Source organism: Enterococcus sp. AZ035, assembly GCF_050548325.1.
GTDB classification, from domain to species: Bacteria; Bacillota; Bacilli; order Lactobacillales; family Enterococcaceae; genus Enterococcus; species Enterococcus faecalis.
Window position 1 is genome coordinate 2,190,173 of the sequence record NZ_CP172958.1, and the last position, 19,221, is coordinate 2,209,393.

The following is a 19,221-nucleotide window of genomic DNA, read 5'->3' on the forward strand; positions in this document are numbered from 1 at the left end:
TTCCCCGCCATTTTTTGTGTTAGACTTCCAATGAAAACATATTCTAATGAAGAAGGTGCTGAAATGGAAGAGTTACGCTTTAATAGTGTTTTTGATATTATCGGACCTGTTATGATTGGTCCAAGCAGTTCTCATACAGCTGGAGCGGCAAGAATTGGAAAAGTGGTTCGCAGTATTTTTGGACAGCAACCTGATAGCGTTGACATTTATTTATATGAGTCTTTTGCTAAAACTTATCGTGGTCACGGAACAGATATCGCCTTAGTTGGCGGCCTTTTAGGTATGGAACCAGATGATGAGCAACTAGCCAATTCTTTGGAAATTGCTTATGAACAAGGAATGGAAGTTTGTTTTATTCCTAAAAGTGAAAAAGCAGACCACCCTAATTCCGTTAAAATTGTGGTTTCTTCTGGCGACCGAAAACTATCTGTGACAGGAATTTCAATTGGTGGTGGAAACATTCAAATTTCTGAATTAAATGGCTTCAAATTGTCTTTAAGTATGGGCACGCCAACATTTATCGTTGTTCATCAAGATGTTCCTGGCATGATTGCTAAGGTGACCAACATCCTTTCAGCTAGCGATATCAATATTAGTACAATGACCGTTACCCGAGAATCTAAAGGGGAAAAAGCGATTATGATTATTGAAGTTGATCAAGCCGAAGTCGGTGACATTGTCATGCAATTAGCTGAAATCCCTCATATATATAGCGTTAACTATTTTGACTAAATGAACGTAAAGGAGTAATACGATGTTTTATTCAATTGAAGATTTGGTAGCTCAAGCGAAAGAGTACCCTTCTGTGAGCGAATTAATGATTGCAACAGAAATGGCTCATGGCGGGTATTCTCGTGAACGAATTATTGAAACAATGGAAAAAAATCTAGCCGTTATGAAACAATCTGTCGCTGAAGGAATCGCTGGTGTTACCTCAGTAACAGGGCTAACTGGTGGCGATGCAACCCGCTTAAATGATTACATACATTCAGGCAACTTTTTAAGCGGTGAGACCATTTTACAAGCCGTGCGAAATGCGATTGCTGTTAATGAAGTTAATGCAAAAATGGGCTTGATTTGTGCTACACCAACCGCAGGCAGTGCCGGAGTAGTTTCTGGCGTCTTGTTGGCAGTTATTGATCGCTTAAAGTTAACCCATCAGCAACAATTGGATTTTCTATTTACCGCTGGGGCTTTTGGCTTAGTGATTGCCAACAATGCCTCAATCAGCGGTGCCGAAGGTGGTTGTCAAGCTGAAGTCGGTTCTGCTAGTGCAATGGCCAGTGCCGCTTTAGTTGCGGCTTCTGGCGGTACGCCTGATCAATCTGCTCAAGCTGTGGCTATTACGATAAAAAATATGATGGGCCTCATTTGTGATCCTGTTGCAGGACTTGTTGAAGTCCCTTGCGTGAAGCGAAATGCATTAGGTTCTTCTCAAGCCTTCATCTCAGCTGATATGGCTTTAGCGGGGATTCGAAGTGTCATTCCGCCAGATGAAGTCATCCACGCAATGTACCAAGTGGGACGCCAAATGCCACAAATTTTCAAGGAAACCGCTGAAGGCGGTCTTGCGGTGACACCAACTGCACAACGTTTAAGCAAAGAAATTCTAGAGAAACAAAAATAGAAATAACTATAGCAAGAAGCTTACAGAAAAAAATGTCCATTCGTTTTTTCCGTAAGCTTCTTACTTTAATAACTTGTTCCGCCTAAACCAACCACAGCGACAATTCCATTCATGACATCTTTCATCGTTTCACCTACAAATGAAACAGTTCTACCATCAATGCGTTTAATCATTGGTAACATTTCAATACGATCTGCTTGTGCTGTCGTCACACATTGCAATTTTACAGTTGCAGGTGTTTGCAAGGCATATCGGGGTAATTCAGACAACGCAAAGGAAGTTAACACCTGACTTGTAGTTGCTACTATAGCTTCCCGAACTTGTTGCATGGGTCTATTTTTGATTGCATAACGTCCCAGAGATTCTTTGGTGGAAACAAAGGGAACTTCGGGCATCATTTTTTCTTGAAAAAGTTGTTCCTCTAAGCCTGATTCACCGATAATTAAACCAACAGGGACACCTAATTCGCTAGCGTAAGCTGCATTAATTGTCGTTTCATTCATCGCTAAGTCGTTTATTTTTAAATCATAAGCAACACTAGCGCTATACCCATGATCCATATTCCCTTTTTGTTTACCAATACCGGCATGATAACCTAAGAAAAAGACTACATCATAGCTACTATCCAAGCCACTCATCATATAATCCATGCGAGGAAAACCGCTCACTAAGGAAATTCGTTCATCCATTTCTGCCAAGCGCGCATAAGCTAAATTCAATCCACGGCTATGCGAATCGGCAATAGTAATTTCTGTAATTTGTTCATTTTTGGCACTCTTTTGAATCCCTTCAATCAACCAAGCCACATGTTGGTGATATAATTCTCGGAATAAAACGGTGTCTTCTTTTTCCATATCAAATGTCGCAATACCTGCTAATCCTTCAATATCGCATGACACATAAATTTTCATTTGTTTCACTCCTTTGACAATGGCTGAACCAGTGCTTGAATTTTGTCAGCATCTAAATTTTTGATTAATTGAATGACTAATTCTTTCGCCGCTTGGTAATCTTGAAAATCTACATAGCAATGGGGTGTGTGAGCGTAACGGACAGGAATTCCTACAACAATCGTCGGGGCTCCTTGAACTTGTGTAATCGCCATGCCATTGGTTCCACCACCACTTCGAACAGAAACTTGAACAGGAATTTTGTGTATTTTAGCAATCTCTAGTGCATACTCTTGAAATTCCGGATTCGTAATCATAGAAACATCAAAATAACGTAACATCGGTCCTTTTCCCATTGCTGATTGAATCATCTCTGGCGTTTCTGCCGTATCATCAGCCGGGCAGCCTTCGAAAACAATAGCTAAATCAGGATTGACTTGCTTTGCGGCAATAAGTGCTCCTCTTTCGCCAACTTCTTCTTGTGCAGTTACTGTCGCAACTAACTTGAATGGAAGTGTCTCTTCTTTCAACTCCTCCATGACATCCACTAAGCAAGCACAGCCAATGCGACAATCAAAAGCTTTTCCTAAAAAAAGATCTGTCTGTTCGTTGTAACAGCACGTCACATCTGGAATGACCGGTGCACCAAGATCGATTTTGTACGTTTCAATTACTTCTTCTTTTGAGGTAGCACCAATGTCGATCGTCAAATCAGCAATGGTTAACGGCCGCTGACGTTCCTCTGGTGTCATAAAATGAGGGGGTCGACTAGTAACTACGCCTGGCAGATAGGTGCCTTCCCGGTTACGAATCCGAACTTTTTGTGCAGAAATCGTATTAGGGACCCAGCCACCTAACGGAAGAAAACGCAACAAGCCGTTTTCTTTAATTGCTTGAATCATAAAACCCACTTCGTCACTATGAGCATCAAAAAGCACTACTGGACCTTCACTTAGATTATTTTTCTTCTCAAGATATAAATTTTTAATGGCATCTAGCCGTTGAATAGTAAAATCTGCAGTTGCGTGTTGAAGGATTCTAACGACTTCTGTTTCAAAGCCTGAAACACCATTAGCATTTGAAAGTTCCTGAATTAATTGAACAGCTTGACTTTTTTTCATTTTTTCCCAACCTTTACTTATCACTGATAGAGACTGATTTGTAATAGCCTGAACCTAATGGACCATAGACTAAATTTTGGACAGAATCGGCCACTAAGCGTGCTTCTGTTAATTGATAAAGAGGAACTAGGGGGGCTTCTTCCGCAACCAATTGATCCGCTTTTTGTAATGTTTTCCAACGTTCTTCATATTTATTTGCATAAGTTACGTTTGCTTCTTGAAGCAACTGATCAAAGGTCTTATTAGACCATTTACCAAAATTATTGGAATTTTTTGATTGCAGTAAGTTTAAGAAATCGATTGGATCAGCATATACTGGCGTCCAGCCACCAACCACAATGTCGAAATCTCCGCTGCGACTTTTTTCTAAACGATTATTAAAAGGAACTGGTGAAACATTGACTGTTAAATTTTCTAAATTATCTGCTAAAGCTCCTTGAACATACTCACTGATTTTTTTAGCATTTTCTGTATCCGAACTTAAAATCGTTAGCTCCGCTTTTTCAATTCCTAATTCTTTTTTAGCCGTTTGCCATAACTCTTTCGCTTTTTCTGGTTCACTAGGATTTAAATCTCCTAATTCCTCTGCAAAATCTTTTTGCGTTTCTTGATTAGTGAAACCTGTTGGCACGAAGCCAAGTGCTTTTTTTGAGCCATCATTTAAAACATTTTTAGCTAAACGCTCAGAATTCAATGATAATGCTATTGCTCGACGTGCATTCTTATTTGCCAAAAGATCTTTTTGCGTATTTAATTGGATATAATACGTTCCAGGAATTTCACGAATTTTCAAAGCTGCATTGCCTTGTTCTTGTGCAACAATTTCTCCAGAAATTTTTACAACATCTAATTCTTTCCCTTCGAAAAGATTTTTCCCAGTATTGACTTCTTTAACTACTTGGACATCCACCTTATCTAGCGAAACATTCGCTTGATCCCAATAATTTTTATTCTTCACATAGGACCAAGTATTATTCGTGCCATCCCAACCTTCTAATGTGAAGGCGCCATTGTAAAGTGTTGACTCAGCTGATGTACCATAGTTTTTGCCCGTTTTTTCGACAAATGCTTCATTTAAAGGATAAAAAGCTGGTACCGCCAATAATTGTTGAAAATAACTCATAGGATAGCTTAGCTCTACTTCCAAGGTATGGTCATCAATGGCTGTTACTCCTAACTCTTCTTTAGATTTGCCACCGTCAACAATAGCACGATAATTTTTTAGCCCTTCAAAGTAATACGCTTGCGGGGAAGCTGTTTTTTGGTCCACTGTGCGCTTCCAAGAGTATTCAAAATCATTGGCTGTGATTGGCTCGCCGTTACTCCATTTTGCATCTTTTCGAATCGTAAAAGTATAGCTTAAACCATCATTGGAGGGCTGTACTTTTTCAGTTGCCAATGCTGGTTTCGCTTCTCCTTTTTCGTCAAAGGAGAAAAGTCCCTCCCCTACTTGGCTCATTACATCTGCTGCTGTATTATCCATTGCCAACGACACGTCTGCCGTTGATAATTCCGAATCAATCCCGACCCGTAATACCTGTTGTTCTTGCTTTTTGGTTTCTTTCCCAACACTTCCACAGCCCGAGAGAAGTAAAACCATGATTGCTGTCAAAGACAGCCTTTGCTTTGTTGCCCTTTTCATAAAAACACCTCATTTTTGTATTTTTTGATACCTTTTTCCCACAAAATTATTTATAATCTGATAAAGGAGGTTTGCTCATGAACTTAGATTACTTAAAAGAAACGTATCATTTAACGAAAACAGAAAGTCAGATTTTGTATTATTTGGATCAACAAAGTACGAATGCGGCCGATTTGAGTATTCGGGAAGTTGCCAAACACTGCTTTTCTTCGCCTAGTTCCATCATTCGTTTAGCCAAAAAATTAAATTTATCAGGTTATAATGAACTTATTTACAAATTAAAAGAAGCCCATTTTTCTCAGCCAATCCCTTTTGAAACAGCGCCTTCATTTGAAACAACCAACGAGTTTTGTCGACTGCTTGCCAAACACAAGAGTCATTTATTTGTTATTTTAGGTCATGACTTTTCACGACATTTGGCGGCTTACATTAGTGAAGTTTTCAATTTTCATGGCATCCCCAGTATCACAACAGCCCATACTCATTCGATAAATAGTCAAAATAATCAGAATTTTCTTTTTATCATTCTTTCACATTCTGGTGAAGAAAAATACCTAAAAGAAACAGCTCTGCTTGCGAAAGAGAAAAAACATCCTATCATTTCTTTTGTTGGCGCCAAAAATTCAACTCTTGGTCGACTGGCAGATCTCGTTTTTTCAACTGACTCTTACAGCCCGTTTTCAACAAGTGTCGCTCAGCCACAAATGTTTTTTGGCCAAACATTAATCACCTTTGAAGCCTTGATTTGTGCTTATTTAAATCATGAAGATTCCATTCCAATATCTCCTAAAAATAAATAATTTTATTTATTATAGCTGAAAAAAGCTATTTCGCTAGCCAAAGTATAGAAAAAGGCACATGTTCCATTTTTTATGGAACATGTGCCTTTTTGCTATTTTTTACTCGGCCATAGAAATTCAATTAGCAATTGATCTACTTCAGGATTTTCATGTAATTGGCTATGTTGTGCATTTTCTCCTTTAATAATCTGGCTAGTGACTTGAGTTCCTCGCTGTCTTAGCAAGGCGTTGACTGCTAAGGCACTAGATAACGGTACCGTTCCATCACTTAAATCTGTTGGACTTAATTGACCACCAATTAATAAAATGGGCAGTTTTTCTGGAACAACATTAATCATCTCTTGATAATCCAAATAGCGGCTACTTTTTTCTGTGGGGCCGTTTTCTAGTTCCGTTTCGATGGTTTGCTGTTGACTCGTATCAATAAAATCATTGAAAGGTGCTCCAATGCTGACGAATTTTTCAATTTTAGGTAACGATGTATCTTGCCCATAAGTTCCTAAATAACGTAAACCACTAACACCACCCATAGAGTGCCCGACAATATTGGCTTTGTTCACTTGATAATTTTTTTGTAAATAGAGTAATGTGTTTTTTATCCATTCTGTTTGATTCCATTCATTGTTTTTATTATCTTCAAATAGAACTTGAACACTGGGATTCGTCTCTTTGCCACTTAAAGCTCCTCGCTCTTTAACCACGGTCCCATCAGGTTTAACGAGTAGCACTAATTCTTGAGTTGTGGCACCTTGTTTCTCCAAGCGATGCAGTAACGAGCCAAACGAATTTTTAGTTCCTGCGTAACCATGAAAAAAAAGCGTTGGTGTTGTTGTGCGGTTTAACTCAACAGTTGCTTCTTTTGTGGCGGCTTGGTTGTCATCCTTCGTAGTTGCCCCAATTTGGCAAGCACTTAATAATAGAATAAGACCCATTAGCAAAGAAAAATAACGATATTTTTGGGCATGTTTCATTTTTTTCATTCCTTTCTGCGATGAACTAAAAAAGGGCTTGGAAAAGAAGTCAGTTGACTGCTTTTCCAGACCCTACAATCTGTATCAATCAGCTGAACAATAGTTTGTCAGCTTGTTTATTAATCAATGTTATCGACTTGTTCAAAGTCTAATTCTGTACTTGTTTCACGACCAAACATATCGATGTTTACTTTTAATTTTTGTTTTTCTTCATCGATTTCTGTCACAACACCTTCAAGACCAGAAAAGGCACCTTCGATAATTTTCACTGTATCGCCTAGCGCTACTTCTAAGTCTGATTGACGGGTGCTCATGCCAATTGAACGTAAAATGTGGTTAATTTCTTCTTGTAATAAAGGAGCGGGTTTACTACCGGCACCATGTGAGCCTACAAAACCAGTTACGCCTGGCGTGTTACGAACAATATACCAAGAATCATCGGTCATAATCATTTCCACTAACACATAACCAGGGAAAGTTTTATGAACGATTTCTTTTTCTTTACCATTTTTGACTTCTTTTTCTGTTTCTTCTGGTACAACGACACGAAAAATATAATCGCCCATCCCCATGCTTTGTGCACGTGATTCAATGTTTGCTTTTACTTTATTTTCATAGCCTGAATAGGTGTGCAATACGTACCAATTTCTTTCAAAAGTTTCCATTACTGATTCGGCTCCTTTAAATGTTTTAGTTTATTTTTTTCGAGCAAATAAAAAAAGCTCAGTTTCCCGAAGCTTTTTCTCGAATACTATTATAGCACCCCTCGTCGGGAAATACTAGAATTAATTATTTTAAAATCCAGCCAAATGCCGTTTGGATAACAGTATCCATGATAAAGAACAATGCTGCAAATAAAATAGATGTTTCAATTACAACTAATGTATCTTTACGCAATTGTTTTTTTGTTGGCCAAGTTACTTGCTTCATCTCATCAGCAACGCTGCGGAAAAATTTCATGTTGATACCCTCCTCTAAATCTATTTCGTTTCTTTATGTAACGTGTATTGATTACAATATTTACAGAATTTATTGATTTCTAAGCGTTCGCCACGTTTACCTTCACTAACGGATTTAGAATAGTTGCGAGAGCCACAAACGGAACAAGCAAGAGCTGCTTTCTTTGTTGCCATGTTCTTCGACCTCCTCTATTCACAAATTTACTTCTTAACAGTACCATTATTCGAAAAAGTTGTCAAAGTTTAATTTACTTTTTAAAGAAGCGCCGTGCCGATTCTTACGTAATTTTTTACCATTATCGCGAATACGTGCTTGATTTCTTTTATAAAATATCTGATTTTTCTTTATTTTCTATTTATTTTAACAAAATTGCTTTTATTCTGAGGTCTCAGCTATTGTTTTCTGCTAAGTTATGATATGATAAATTTATTAAAAATGAACCCTTAGGAGGCCTGTTTATGTTATTAAAATCTGTAGTTATTAAAAAAGATAATTTAACAACCGTCAATGAATCTTGTACTCTAGAAGAAGCTCTTTCTATTTTAGAAGACTCAGGTTACCGTTGTGTCCCAATTTTAGACGAATCTGGAAAAATTTTCCGAGGAAATATCTATAAAATGCATATTTACCGCCACAAAGCAAATGGTGGCGATATGAGTTTACCTGTTACCTATTTGTTAAAAAATGCCACAAAATTTATTTATGTCAACACTTCATTTTTCAAGGTATTTTTTACTATTAAAGAACTACCTTACATTGCTGTTTTAGATGAAAATAATTATTTTTACGGCATTTTAACACACAGCACCTTATTAAATATTTTAGCGCAATCTTGGAATGTAAAACAAGGGAGCTATGTTTTAACGATTGCTTCAGTTGGTCAACAAGGCGACTTAGCAGCCATTTCAAAAATCATTGCCAAATATAGCAGCATCGCCAGCTGTATTACATTGGATGTCGATAGTGAAGAATTTGTTCGTCGCACACTTATTACTTTACCAGCCGGCACAACTGCCGAAACGTGTACAGCCATTGTAGAACATTTAGAGCGGAAAAACTTTAAAGTTGTAGAATTGGAAAATTTAGAAGACGAGTAAAATTTACGACCTTTATCTTAGGATTTAAAGCTAGGGAGGCAAGTCAAAATGACTTACCTCCCTAGCTTATTTTTTAGACTTCTTCACCAATAATTCGAACTTCCGTTTGCAATTCAACATCAAATTTTTCTTTAATCACTTCTTGGATATGTGCAATTAATTCCACATAATCTGTTGCGGTTGCATGATCGATGTTAACAATAAATCCCGCATGCTTTTCGGAAATTTGAGCACCGCCCCATTTTAAGCCTTGTAAGCCAGCGTCTTGGATTAATTTCCCTGTAAAATGACCAACAGGGCGTTTAAAGACACTGCCACAAGAGGGATACTCTAGCGGTTGCTTCAGTTCACGAAGTTCCGTTAATTCATCCATTTGGGCTTTAATTTCTGCATGGTTTCCTTTTTCTAAAGCAAACGTTGCTTGCAAGACAATACAATGTAATTCTTGAATTTCACTATGACGATAACGGAAATTCAGGTCTTCTTTCGTCATTGTTTGGATAGTTCCATCTGCCAACAGCACTTCTGCAGACTGGAAAACATCTTTAATTTCCCCGCCGTATGCTCCAGCATTCATATAAACAGCACCACCGACACTTCCCGGAATGCCACAAGCAAATTCAAAACCAGTTAAATCAGCTGCTAAGGCTTCATAGGTTGTATCAATCAGCTTGGCACCAGCATCCACAATCATGGTGGTACCGGCTACTTTGATTTCTTTCATTTCTGTTAGCATAATCACGACATCGCGAATACCGCCATCACGAACAATCAAGTTGCTAGCATTGCCTAATACTAACCATGAAAGTCCTTGTTCTCGGCAATACGCCACAATCTCTTCGACTTCTTTTTTTGTTTTGGGTAAGGCCAACACATCAGCTGGGCCACCTGTTTTGGTAAAGGTTACGTTTTTTAATGGTTCATCTACTAATAAAGTAATTTCGTTTAATGTTTCTAACATAGCTTTAGTGTTCACGAAAGTTAGTCCTTTCTTTTCAAAATATCTGTCTTATTCTAGCATGATAGAAAGAAAGTTGCTAGTCCTCTTTAAAGAACATGCCGTTGTTGTTGGCGTAGCATTTCTTCACATAACGCATGACTTTCATAGACTTTTTCTTGCTTTAACTCTTGCTCTTGCGGTTTTTGAATGGCCTGAATGAAAGCAGTAACCATTTGGTAAAAACCTCTTTTTTCCAATGTTGGCGTCCAATCTCCCATCTCTTTTACTTGGTATTCTTCTTCTGTTTGGATGGTCAAATGCGTTAAATTTTCCAAGCGATAAGTACCTGTGGGGCTGGTGACTTCAAAAGTTTCTGTATTGGCTCCAGAGTGTAAATCCATGGAACAAACAATCGTTGTCTGTTCGGTTTCTAATTGTAAAATTGCTCGTTTTAAATGACCGTTTTCTTCCACTAATTTTGACTGCACCACGTGGAGCGGTCCTTCCGCTAAATAAACTGCGGTATCAACGACATGTAAAAATAAATCATACATCATAAAACTTGTTTCTCTCGTTGTATTGATGCGGTTTTTTTTAATAAAAATTGTTTGTTTTTCAGGAATATTTTTCAATACTTCCGTATAAGGGGCAAAACGACGATTGAAGCCAACCATCAGGCGCAGATTTTTGGCTGCTGCCAATGCTTGTAATTCTTTGACTTCAGCAAGCTCTTCACTTAAAGGTTTGTCCACAAAGACGTGAATACCGGCCTGTAATAATTGGCGAACGACTGCACCATGCACTTTTGTGGCTACATGGACAAAGCAAGCATCAATCTTTGCTTCAATCAATTCTTCTATGGTCCCAACGGTTTCTGTAAAGCCATACTGATCAGCGATTTTTTGTCGTGTTTCTGGGTTCCTAGTCGCTAATACAAACTCTGCCAAGTGGCGGCATTCACTATAAGTTGGCAAATACGCTTTTTGTGCAATGTTTCCTAAACCAATGACTCCAATTTTCATTCGTTTGTCCTCATTTCTGCTCTTTTTACTATTTTATCATAGACTACTTCTTTCCAAAAATCAGTCATTTTCTCTTTTTCTTTTCAAGTATTTAAAACTTCTTTAAAAAGTATTAGAATAGAAGAAAGCACCAAGCGACCTTTTCTTTGGTTCTGGTTTGCACTGAAACGAGCAAAAGCGTTTCTTATTTGAAAGGAGTTTCAACAATGAAATGTATTTCTTGGAATGTCAACGGCTTACGAGCGGTTGTTAAAAAGAATTTTATGGATGTTTTTAATGAATTAGATGCAGATTTTTTCTGTTTACAAGAAACAAAATTACAAGCTGGGCAAATTGATTTAGAACTTCCTGGCTATCATCAGTATTGGAATTATGCCGAAAAAAAAGGCTATTCTGGCACAGCAATTTTCGCTAAAGAAGAAGCGTTAAGTGTTCGCTATGGCTTAGGTATCGAGTCTCACGATCAAGAAGGCCGCGTGATCACTTTAGAATATCCAGAATTTTTCATGGTTACTTGCTACACACCAAACTCACAAGCTGAACTAAAGCGTTTAGCTTATCGAATGACATGGGAAGATGCGTTTCGTGCCTATTTAAACGAATTAAATCAAGAAAAACCCGTCATTCTTTGCGGTGACTTAAACGTAGCTCATCAAAATATTGATTTAAAAAATTGGAAAACCAATCAAAAAAATGCGGGGTTCACGCCTGAAGAACGGCAAAAATTTACTGAGTTATTAGACAGTGGTTTCACTGATACATTCCGTTATTTTTATCCAGAAGCTGAGGGCATCTACTCATGGTGGAGTTATCGCTTTAATGCACGAAAAAATAACGCAGGTTGGCGGATTGACTATTTCGTTGTGTCAGAATCCTTGAATGAACGTTTAGTCAGTGCTAAAATCCATACAGATATTCTTGGTAGTGATCATTGTCCAGTGGAAGTTGTACTTGATTTTTAAGTGTTACTCAACGCGTTGAAAGGAGTTTTTTTTAATGAACTTTTACGCTTTTGACTTTGAAACAGCTAGTTATGATAAACATAGTGCCTGTTCCATTGCAATTGTTAAAGTAGAAAATAGTCGGATTGTGGATGAATTTTACACGTTAATCAAACCAGAAACACCTTTTTTCTGGCGAAATACGCAAATTCACGGCATTCATGAATCAGATGTTGTCAATGCGCCCAAATTCCCTGAAGTATGGCAACAAATTCAGCATTGTTTTCAACCAAATCGGTTAGTGGTCGCTCACAATGCAAGTTTCGATTGTAGTGTTTTGGCTGGCTGTTTAGATTACTATGGCTTAGAACAACCTAATTACCTTTCTTTATGTACAGTCAAAACGAGTCGCAAACTGTTTCCTGAATTTCCTAATCATAAATTAAATACCGTTTGTGAAAACCTCAATATCACTTTAAATAATCATCATGATGCTTTAGAAGATAGCCGTGCTTGTGCCGAAATTCTTTTACAGCAAGAACAACGATTTGGGGTTGAACCTTTAAAAAAATTAGTATTGGTGAAATAATCCAGTTCTTGTTTCCAGCGAAGGCGTTATCTCTTTCAGTGGCTAGTTGGCAGGAGATAACGTCTTTTCTTTTACATAACTTTTCCGCTAAAACAAAAATTTTTCAGAAAGGACGCGATGATGTATTCGATTCTTTACTTATTCACAGACTCTCTCAAAAATGCGTGGCGCTCAAAAAACCAATTTAGTACGTTGATTCTTATCTTTATTATTAGTTTTCTGACTTTTTCTGCTCTATTATTGACTTTGTTGTTTTCTCGATGGCTTTCACAAATGATTCTTCTTGATAATTATGCAGTGATTCCTCCCTTGACAATTTTCAGAGGTTTGGCTGGAATCAGCGCTGGAACACTCTTTTTCTTCCTGATTAGTTATATTTGCCGAACTTTCTTCCTAACTTTTTTAGAGCAAAAAAACGACTTACTGATCTTAGCTCTTTTAGGTACGAGAAAATTACAAATTTTAATTAGCTATGCCTTACAACCCATCTATTATTTGATTTTTATTTTGCCTTTAGCTGCTTTTCTAGCCAATAAGCTCATTCAACAGTTTATCCATGATTTTTTCAGCGAGGTACCTGGTTTAATGCATATCGATAGCTACATGCAAGGTATCTTTTTACCACTAACAGGAAGCCTATTGTTCATTTGCTGTTGTGTCTTTTTAATTCTTTTTAGGAAACTCAATAGCCTAATCAAAAGAGATACTTGACTAACTATGCGAAAAAAGTGAGAAATACGTCATCTCGACGTATTTCTCACTTTTTTGAATGGCTTAGGTCTTTAGGCTAATTACTTTTTTCCGCCTCTTTTAAGCCAAGGCTTCAATAATTTCGGTCATTGTTTTTGAACCAAAAATCATTTGTTCTCCATCAATTAGCATTGCTGGAACGCTCATAATTTTCTTTTCTTTTTTCAACTCTGGAAATAGACTAATGTCCACCATTTCTGCTTCCACATGAGGATTAATTGATGCAATACGTTGGCAAGCCGCCACGACATCGGGACAGAAATGACATGTTAGTGAAACAAAGATTTCTATTTTTCTTTTTGGCAATGCAAGTATGTTCTTTTGCAGACTTGCTTCTAACGGCTGCCCCTCGCTGCCGACATTATAAACCGCCAAAACCAACGAGTTTACTTCATGGCCACTAGGAATACCACTAAATTTAATTCCTGTATAGTTTCCTGCCGCATCTAAGAGCACAACGCTAGGCATTTTTTCAATCCCATACAGCAATTCTTTGGCTGACTCAGTATCTTTCAAAATCGTTTCTAAAGTAATCTTCTGATCCAGACTTGCAAATTCTGTTAAGAATGACTGAAGTTCCAATGATTTTTCATCACTTGCATCCAAAAACTGAAGCAATGTCACTTTTTTGGTTAGTTTAGCGAAAATACCGCTTAATTGTTGGCGCATACTTTCTGGGAACCACTGATGCTTACCAGTAACTTTCGCTGGCTGTTTTTCTTTTGGTTGCTGACTGCTTGTTTCAGGGGCAGATTGATTAGCTAATCGTTCAGTCATTCGCTTCGTTACAATCGATTGGCCCGCCTGTGTTTTTTGTTCTGTCACGTAACGTTGCGCATGAGTGGCGGCAATTGCACCGTCTGCAACCGCCGTCACAATTTGACGTAATTCTTTTATTCGTAAATCTCCTGCTGCATAAACTCCAGGAATATTGGTTTCCATATTCTCAGTTGTTGGCACATACCCACGGTCTAAGGCAATTTTTCCTTCAAAAATTTCTGTACTTGGTTTATTTCCAGCAAAAACAAACAGACCAAATGTACTGTCTTTTGGCGCTTCATAAACCGTTTCTTCTCCCGTCTGGTTATTGACAAACACAGCTTTTCGGACAAAATCATCTCCCGTAATTTCTTTCACTTCTATGTTATAAACAATCTTAATTTTCGGGTGATTTTTAGCCGCCTCCGCAGTTAATTTTGCACATGTAAAATCGGGTTCTCGGATAATCATCGTTACTGATTTACCGTAACGTGTCAAATAAACGGCCTCTTCCGCTGCTGCATAACCGCCACCAATCACAAAAATATCTAGGCCTTGGAAAAACTCCCCATCACAAGTAGAACAATAGGCCACGCCGCGTCCTGTAAATTCACTTTCACCAGGGAAACCAATTTTACGAGCAGAGGCCCCTGTCGCAATCAATACTGCATATGCTTGATAGGTTTGACTCGCCGATTGAACAGTTTTTATCGTTTGACTAAAATCAACATCAATAATCTCGTCGTTTGTAAAAGCTACACCGAAGTCTTGTGCTTGAATGCGCATTTCTTCCATTAGTTCTGGACCTGTTGTGTGACGAATCGCTGGATAGTTCACAATTTCAGAAGTCGTCGTTACCTGTCCGCCAATTTTGTCTTTTTCAATAATTAAGGTATCCATCATTGCGCGACCTGCATAGATACCTGCAGATAAAGCAGCTGAGCCGCCACCAATAATAATCAAATCGTAGATTTCTTCTGTCACTTGCTTCTCCTCTTTCTTCTGTGTTTCAGAAAAAGAGCTGAACAAAACATTTTCTCTGTTTTATCCAACTCTTTGACCTCTATTTACAAAGCGAATTTAAATTTTACCAACTAAATCTAAGCTTGGCGCAATTGTTTCTTCTCCTGGTTGCCAATTGGCTGGACAAACTTTATCACCATGTTCTGCTACAAATTGAGAAGCTTCTAATTTACGAACAAGTTCTTCAGCATTACGACCAATACCCATGTCGTTGATTTCATAAGATTTGATGTCCCCTTCTGGACTCACAATAAATGAAGCACGGTAAGCCATTCCAGAAGCTTCATCTAAAACGCCAAAGAAACGAGCAAGTTGACCGTTGGGATCGGCTAACATTGGATATTTAATTTTTCCAATCGTTTCTGTAGCGTCAGCCCATGCTTTATGCACATAATGACTATCTTCTGAAACAGAGTAAACCTCACAATTTAATTCCTGTAAATGCGCATAATGCTCTTGCATATCCCCTAATTCCGTAGGACACACGAAAGAAAAATCAGCTGGATAAAAGAAGAAAATACTCCATTTTCCTAAAATATCTTCTGTTGATACTCGTGTAAATTCACCATCGTGATAGGCATCACATTCAAAGTCAAAAAGTTTTTGATTAATTAAATTCATTGTCGTTCCTCCTCTGTTTTTTTACTCTTTAAGGATAACAGTTTATAATTATTCCGTCAATATAATAATTATAAACAAACGAGGTTTTATTAACGCATAATACTGTCCTATTGAGAATTTTCTGATTATCATTCTCAATTAGAAATAGCGAGATAACTTTTTAAATAACATAAAAAAGAAAGCGAATCATTAAAAGAACTTGCTTTTTAATGATTCGCTTTCTTTTTGTGAAGACATTCTTTAACTATCTAAAATAATCGTTTCTTTCTCTTTGGTAATTAAAATAACTCCATCACCAAGAGGAACTAAAGTAGAAGTTAAATCAGGGTGAGCCATGACTACATCTAAAAATTGGTTTAATTTACGATGAATCGCTCGATTTTTTTTCGGTACTTCCTCAGCAGGGTCTAAAATTGTCCCAGCTTGAAATACATCATCCACCATTAAAACGCCGCCAACTGGTAGCAACCGTAAACATTCAGGTAAAAATTCAATGTATTTTGATTTGGCACTATCCATAAAAATAAAGTCATAAGGTCCTTCCAACGTTGGTAGAATCTCAGCTGCTTGTCCTTCTAAAAGAGTGACCTTTTCTTCTAACTCTAGGCGTTGATAGGTTTTCTTCGCTTTTTTTATCATTACGTCAAAACGATCAATCGTGGTCACGTGACCATCTTCACCAACAAATTGGGCCATCAAGCTTGAAGAAAAACCAATTGCTGCCCCGATTTCTAAAATATTTTTGGGCTTTAGTTGTCCTAGCAAAAATTGTAGAAAAACTACTGTTTCGTGCGGAATAACCGGCACCCCTGCTTCATTGGCTTCCGCCTCCACTGCACCTAATTCTCCGGGAAGTTTCTTTTGTTTTGTACGCATATACTCAACCAATTCTGGTTTAACGACTGGTCGATGCATCATTTCGTTTCTCATCACTTTCGCTCCTTTTCGTTTCTTTATTATACGAAGTCCTTGTTCCTCTGTAAAGGATTGAAATAGGATTCTTATTATTTGTTTGAAAATAACATGCACATTCTTAACTTCCTAGCTAAGTGCGGATTACTTCTTGTAAGCACATTTTTTCTTTGTTTCCGCTATTTTTTATTAAGTTTTAATTAGAAAACGTCAAAAAGTAGCCCTCAAGAACATACCTATTGATTTTTTCTCGTTATTTCTTATAAAAATACTTCTACATATGTTAATATTTTCCCTTAAATCACTATTAATTTTTGCTATTTCAAGCCCCAAAACAAGCCTATAACCTTGCTAAAATAAGAAACGTCAAATTTTACTACTTTGTCTGTAAAAATTTGATATCACAAAAGAAAGGAAATCTTGTATACTCTTTACAGATAGTGATTTATAGTGAAGCACATAACCAAATTCCCGGACTTAACTTGGTTCAAGTACATATGCAGGCGAGCTATTTGATAGTTCCCTGATAAAAATCGTTTCGACGATTTTGCACATAGCACTACCTTTCTAAAAGCTAAAAATTATTTTTTAGCTAGAAAAAAGACAACCGTTTGAAACGGCTGTCTTTTTTTTTTAATAAATTAACCCAAGCAAATCTTCTTTTTCGATATTGCCAAAGTATTTTTTAACGTCAATTTGATCAATGGCTTCTTCTAAAGAAGCTTTATCATATTTCACGCCGGTTAAAATATCTTCAACATCTTTAATTTCACCAAGCCCAAAGAAGTCCCCAAAGATTTTAATTTCTTGAATGGCACCATCCGCCACGTTCATTTTCATTTCAATTGAACCAATTGGAAAACGATGGCGACGTTCTAAGTTAAATGCAGGTGATTTACCATAATTCCAATCCCAATTGCGATAGTATTGCTCTGAAATTTTGTTAATAGCCGCCCAGTCTTGATCAGTTAATTCATACGTTTTAACTTGGTCGATCGAATCTACGCCGAAAATTTTCAAAAGAATTTCTTGGCGGAATTCTTCCGTTGTCATCTCTTGTTTATCTTCAGATAAAAATGGTTTAATGTTTGTTACCCGTGAACGAACAGACTTGATACCTTTAGATTCGATTTTATCTTTCCGTACTTTTAATGTATTTACAACTTCATCAATATCACTATCAAACATTAAGGTTCCATGTGCAAACATGCGGCCGTTGGTAGCGTACATCGCATTTCCTGAAAACTTCATATCATTAATCACTAGGTCATTGCGCCCTTTTAATTCGGCACCTTCAACGCCTAAGTCGTGCAATGCTTGAATAATTGGTTGGGTAACTTTCGCAAAATCACGGAAAGAGTTGCCGTCATCTGGCATAATAAAACTAAAATTCAAATTACCATGATCATGATAAACGGCGCCGCCGCCACTTAAGCGACGAACAACATGAATGCCGTGCTCATCTACATATTCTTTGTTAATTTCTTCAATTGTATTTTGGTTACGGCCAATAATGATTGACGGCTCGTTAATGTAAAATAAAAGAATGGGCTCATCTAAAGGCATTTCTGTTAACAAATATGTTTCAATTGCTAAGTTCACTCGTGGGTCATTATTTTCATTCGGTACAAAAATCACAATCGGTTCTCTCCCTTGGTATAGTTACTTTTTTAAATCTCAACTGTTAAATCTGGTTGGGCTAATGTCACTGGAATTTCCGTTCCAGCATAGTTTTGCGCTTCTTCCCGTAGTTGTTCCAATGACCCATGCTGTGGTAAATGGGTCAACATCAATTGTTTGACTTGTGCTGCTTTGGCAATTTCACCCGCTTCTCTTGACGTAAAATGTGCATGATGTCGTTCATTACCTTCAAATAAGTACGTATCCGCTAAGAATAAATCGGCGTCTTTTGCAAAGTCTTCAAAACTTGCTAAGTAACCAGAGTCTCCTGTAAAGACAAAGACTTTGCCAGTCGCTTTTTCAACAATCCGCATCGCGTAACAAGTGACAGGATGAATCGTTTCCATGAAAGTAATTAAAAATGGTCCTACTGCCAACTCTTCTGCTTCAAAATACTCTTTCCCTTCGGAAACGTTAGGAAGCGTTAGTTCTTTGAAATGCATTTGATCTTGTGTATGGCCATATATTGGCAAAATAGGCGTCGGTTCCAGCGTTGGATAAAGCTGACGATAATATTGTAAAACACCTAAATCTGCGATATGGTCATGATGGTAATGCGACAGAATGACAGCATCTAATTTCAATGGATCTAGATAGTTTTCTAAACGCACTAATGTCGTACTGCCTGCATCAATAAGCAAATGAAAGCCTTCAGATTCTAACAAATAGGAACTCGTTCCTTCTCCTTTGTATGGATAAGCACCTAAACAGCCTAAGACAGTCAATTTCATGTGTGGACAACCTCCTTCAATACGATACTTCCATGTTACCATAAAATAACGGAAAAACGAGGTTAAAACGCTTAAATTTTCACAAAAAGACCAAAGAAAAAACCTGAACCCTTTGTCGAGATAACGAAGGATTCAAGCTTCTTTT

General features: G+C 37.5%; 21 protein-coding genes. 7 read left to right on the forward strand and 14 right to left on the reverse strand.

The window, feature by feature from the left end:
- Positions 1–63 precede the first annotated feature (63 nt).
- Together sdaAB and sdaAA are read left to right on the forward strand one after the other, a co-directional pair.
- Positions 64–732, forward strand: a complete 669-nt coding sequence (gene sdaAB, locus IGL32_RS10410) for an L-serine ammonia-lyase, iron-sulfur-dependent subunit beta (protein ID WP_002414070.1) — start codon at positions 64–66, stop codon at positions 730–732.
- Between the two features lie 22 nt (positions 733–754).
- Positions 755–1,627, forward strand: a complete 873-nt coding sequence (sdaAA, locus tag IGL32_RS10415) for an L-serine ammonia-lyase, iron-sulfur-dependent, subunit alpha (RefSeq protein ID WP_002367199.1) — start codon at positions 755–757, stop codon at positions 1,625–1,627.
- Positions 1,628–1,692: 65 nt separating this feature from the next.
- Here the strand turns inward: sdaAA and IGL32_RS10420 are convergent, their stop codons facing one another.
- Genes IGL32_RS10420 through IGL32_RS10430 form a run of 3 tightly spaced genes read right to left on the reverse strand, consistent with a single transcriptional unit; the run spans position 1,693 to position 5,280 of the window.
- Positions 1,693–2,538: a M55 family metallopeptidase gene (locus IGL32_RS10420; RefSeq protein ID WP_002365054.1), complete on the reverse strand. Its 846-nt coding sequence runs from the start codon at positions 2,536–2,538 to the stop codon at positions 1,693–1,695.
- Between the two features lie 5 nt (positions 2,539–2,543).
- Entirely contained in the window at positions 2,544–3,638 is a 1,095-nt protein-coding gene (locus tag IGL32_RS10425) for a M42 family metallopeptidase (RefSeq protein ID WP_002379762.1), read from the reverse strand.
- Positions 3,639–3,651: 13 nt separating this feature from the next.
- Positions 3,652–5,280 (reverse strand): peptide ABC transporter substrate-binding protein, encoded by a 1,629-nt coding sequence (locus tag IGL32_RS10430; protein WP_010819590.1) that lies wholly within the window; start codon positions 5,278–5,280, stop codon positions 3,652–3,654.
- Between the two features lie 77 nt (positions 5,281–5,357).
- Between IGL32_RS10430 and IGL32_RS10435 the strand changes: the two genes are divergently transcribed.
- Positions 5,358–6,080, forward strand: a complete 723-nt coding sequence (locus IGL32_RS10435) for a MurR/RpiR family transcriptional regulator (protein ID WP_002367202.1) — start codon at positions 5,358–5,360, stop codon at positions 6,078–6,080.
- 92 nt (positions 6,081–6,172) lie between these two features.
- Here IGL32_RS10435 and IGL32_RS10440 read toward each other — a convergent pair whose 3' ends face one another.
- From IGL32_RS10440 to rpmG, 4 genes are all read right to left on the reverse strand, one after another.
- Complete coding sequence (locus IGL32_RS10440) at positions 6,173–7,060, reverse strand: alpha/beta hydrolase (RefSeq protein WP_002379765.1); 888 nt, start codon at positions 7,058–7,060, stop codon at positions 6,173–6,175.
- Positions 7,061–7,170: 110 nt separating this feature from the next.
- Positions 7,171–7,716, reverse strand: coding sequence for a transcription termination/antitermination protein NusG (gene nusG / locus IGL32_RS10445; protein ID WP_002384070.1), 546 nt, complete (start codon positions 7,714–7,716; stop codon positions 7,171–7,173).
- Between the two features lie 124 nt (positions 7,717–7,840).
- Entirely contained in the window at positions 7,841–8,011 is a 171-nt protein-coding gene (gene secE / locus IGL32_RS10450) for a preprotein translocase subunit SecE (protein ID WP_002356409.1), read from the reverse strand.
- A 20-nt stretch (positions 8,012–8,031) separates the two neighbouring features.
- Positions 8,032–8,184 (reverse strand): 50S ribosomal protein L33, encoded by a 153-nt coding sequence (gene rpmG / locus IGL32_RS10455; protein ID WP_002356408.1) that lies wholly within the window; start codon positions 8,182–8,184, stop codon positions 8,032–8,034.
- 285 nt (positions 8,185–8,469) lie between these two features.
- On the opposite strand from rpmG, the gene cbpA reads away from it, so the two are divergent.
- Positions 8,470–9,108 carry a cyclic di-AMP binding protein CbpA gene (gene cbpA / locus IGL32_RS10460; protein ID WP_002365057.1) on the forward strand — a complete coding sequence of 213 codons (639 nt, stop codon included), beginning with the start codon at positions 8,470–8,472 and terminating at the stop codon, positions 9,106–9,108.
- A gap of 73 nt (positions 9,109–9,181) precedes the next feature.
- Here the strand turns inward: cbpA and murB are convergent, their stop codons facing one another.
- Positions 9,182–10,069 (reverse strand): UDP-N-acetylmuramate dehydrogenase, encoded by an 888-nt coding sequence (gene murB, locus IGL32_RS10465; RefSeq protein ID WP_002387193.1) that lies wholly within the window; start codon positions 10,067–10,069, stop codon positions 9,182–9,184.
- Positions 10,070–10,155: 86 nt separating this feature from the next.
- Positions 10,156–11,070, reverse strand: a complete 915-nt coding sequence (locus IGL32_RS10470) for a Gfo/Idh/MocA family protein (RefSeq protein ID WP_002359452.1) — start codon at positions 11,068–11,070, stop codon at positions 10,156–10,158.
- A gap of 206 nt (positions 11,071–11,276) precedes the next feature.
- On the opposite strand from IGL32_RS10470, the gene IGL32_RS10475 reads away from it, so the two are divergent.
- The 3 genes from IGL32_RS10475 (at position 11,277) to IGL32_RS10485 (ending at position 13,311) form a co-directional block, all read left to right on the forward strand.
- A complete protein-coding gene (locus tag IGL32_RS10475; RefSeq protein WP_023894972.1) occupies positions 11,277–12,032 on the forward strand; it encodes an exodeoxyribonuclease III in 756 nt (251 codons plus the stop codon).
- Positions 12,033–12,066: 34 nt separating this feature from the next.
- The gene (locus IGL32_RS10480) at positions 12,067–12,600 is read left to right on the forward strand and encodes a 3'-5' exonuclease (protein ID WP_002356400.1); all 534 of its coding nucleotides are present in this window, start codon (positions 12,067–12,069) and stop codon (positions 12,598–12,600) included.
- A gap of 120 nt (positions 12,601–12,720) precedes the next feature.
- Entirely contained in the window at positions 12,721–13,311 is a 591-nt protein-coding gene (locus IGL32_RS10485; protein WP_031324150.1) for a hypothetical protein, read from the forward strand.
- Positions 13,312–13,410: 99 nt separating this feature from the next.
- Here the strand turns inward: IGL32_RS10485 and IGL32_RS10490 are convergent, their stop codons facing one another.
- The 5 genes from IGL32_RS10490 to IGL32_RS10510 form a co-directional block, all read right to left on the reverse strand.
- The gene (locus IGL32_RS10490) at positions 13,411–15,093 is read right to left on the reverse strand and encodes an FAD-dependent oxidoreductase (RefSeq protein WP_202569301.1); all 1,683 of its coding nucleotides are present in this window, start codon (positions 15,091–15,093) and stop codon (positions 13,411–13,413) included.
- 96 nt (positions 15,094–15,189) lie between these two features.
- The gene (ahpC, locus tag IGL32_RS10495; RefSeq protein ID WP_002367212.1) at positions 15,190–15,753 is read right to left on the reverse strand and encodes an alkyl hydroperoxide reductase subunit C; all 564 of its coding nucleotides are present in this window, start codon (positions 15,751–15,753) and stop codon (positions 15,190–15,192) included.
- A 240-nt stretch (positions 15,754–15,993) separates the two neighbouring features.
- A complete protein-coding gene (locus tag IGL32_RS10500) occupies positions 15,994–16,683 on the reverse strand; it encodes an O-methyltransferase (protein ID WP_430600038.1) in 690 nt (229 codons plus the stop codon).
- A gap of 615 nt (positions 16,684–17,298) precedes the next feature.
- Complete coding sequence (locus IGL32_RS10505; protein ID WP_002356394.1) at positions 17,299–18,303, reverse strand: lipoate--protein ligase; 1,005 nt, start codon at positions 18,301–18,303, stop codon at positions 17,299–17,301.
- Between the two features lie 32 nt (positions 18,304–18,335).
- Positions 18,336–19,076, reverse strand: coding sequence for an MBL fold metallo-hydrolase (locus IGL32_RS10510; protein ID WP_002356393.1), 741 nt, complete (start codon positions 19,074–19,076; stop codon positions 18,336–18,338).
- Positions 19,077–19,221 lie beyond the last annotated feature (145 nt).

Bases quoted from the DNA above. Each gene is read 5' to 3' on its own strand.
- IGL32_RS10440 (WP_002379765.1), bottom strand. From the start codon at position 7,060: ATGAAAAAAATGAAACATGCCCAAAAATATCGTTATTTTTCTTTGCTA.
- IGL32_RS10480 (WP_002356400.1), top strand. From the start codon at position 12,067: ATGAACTTTTACGCTTTTGACTTTGAAACAGCTAGTTATGATAAACAT.
- IGL32_RS10420 (WP_002365054.1), bottom strand. From the start codon at position 2,538: ATGAAAATTTATGTGTCATGCGATATTGAAGGATTAGCAGGTATTGCG.
- sdaAB (WP_002414070.1), top strand. From the start codon at position 64: ATGGAAGAGTTACGCTTTAATAGTGTTTTTGATATTATCGGACCTGTT.
- murB (WP_002387193.1), bottom strand. From the start codon at position 10,069: ATGTTAGAAACATTAAACGAAATTACTTTATTAGTAGATGAACCATTA.
- IGL32_RS10435 (WP_002367202.1), top strand. From the start codon at position 5,358: ATGAACTTAGATTACTTAAAAGAAACGTATCATTTAACGAAAACAGAA.
- ahpC (WP_002367212.1), bottom strand. From the start codon at position 15,753: ATGAATTTAATTAATCAAAAACTTTTTGACTTTGAATGTGATGCCTAT.
- IGL32_RS10470 (WP_002359452.1), bottom strand. From the start codon at position 11,070: ATGAAAATTGGAGTCATTGGTTTAGGAAACATTGCACAAAAAGCGTAT.
- IGL32_RS10430 (WP_010819590.1), bottom strand. From the start codon at position 5,280: ATGAAAAGGGCAACAAAGCAAAGGCTGTCTTTGACAGCAATCATGGTT.
- sdaAA (WP_002367199.1), top strand. From the start codon at position 755: ATGTTTTATTCAATTGAAGATTTGGTAGCTCAAGCGAAAGAGTACCCT.
- IGL32_RS10510 (WP_002356393.1), bottom strand. From the start codon at position 19,076: ATGAAATTGACTGTCTTAGGCTGTTTAGGTGCTTATCCATACAAAGGA.
- IGL32_RS10485 (WP_031324150.1), top strand. From the start codon at position 12,721: ATGTATTCGATTCTTTACTTATTCACAGACTCTCTCAAAAATGCGTGG.
- nusG (WP_002384070.1), bottom strand. From the start codon at position 7,716: ATGGAAACTTTTGAAAGAAATTGGTACGTATTGCACACCTATTCAGGC.
- IGL32_RS10475 (WP_023894972.1), top strand. From the start codon at position 11,277: ATGAAATGTATTTCTTGGAATGTCAACGGCTTACGAGCGGTTGTTAAA.
- secE (WP_002356409.1), bottom strand. From the start codon at position 8,011: ATGAAATTTTTCCGCAGCGTTGCTGATGAGATGAAGCAAGTAACTTGG.
- rpmG (WP_002356408.1), bottom strand. From the start codon at position 8,184: ATGGCAACAAAGAAAGCAGCTCTTGCTTGTTCCGTTTGTGGCTCTCGC.
- cbpA (WP_002365057.1), top strand. From the start codon at position 8,470: ATGTTATTAAAATCTGTAGTTATTAAAAAAGATAATTTAACAACCGTC.
- IGL32_RS10500 (WP_430600038.1), bottom strand. From the start codon at position 16,683: ATGAGAAACGAAATGATGCATCGACCAGTCGTTAAACCAGAATTGGTT.
- IGL32_RS10425 (WP_002379762.1), bottom strand. From the start codon at position 3,638: ATGAAAAAAAGTCAAGCTGTTCAATTAATTCAGGAACTTTCAAATGCT.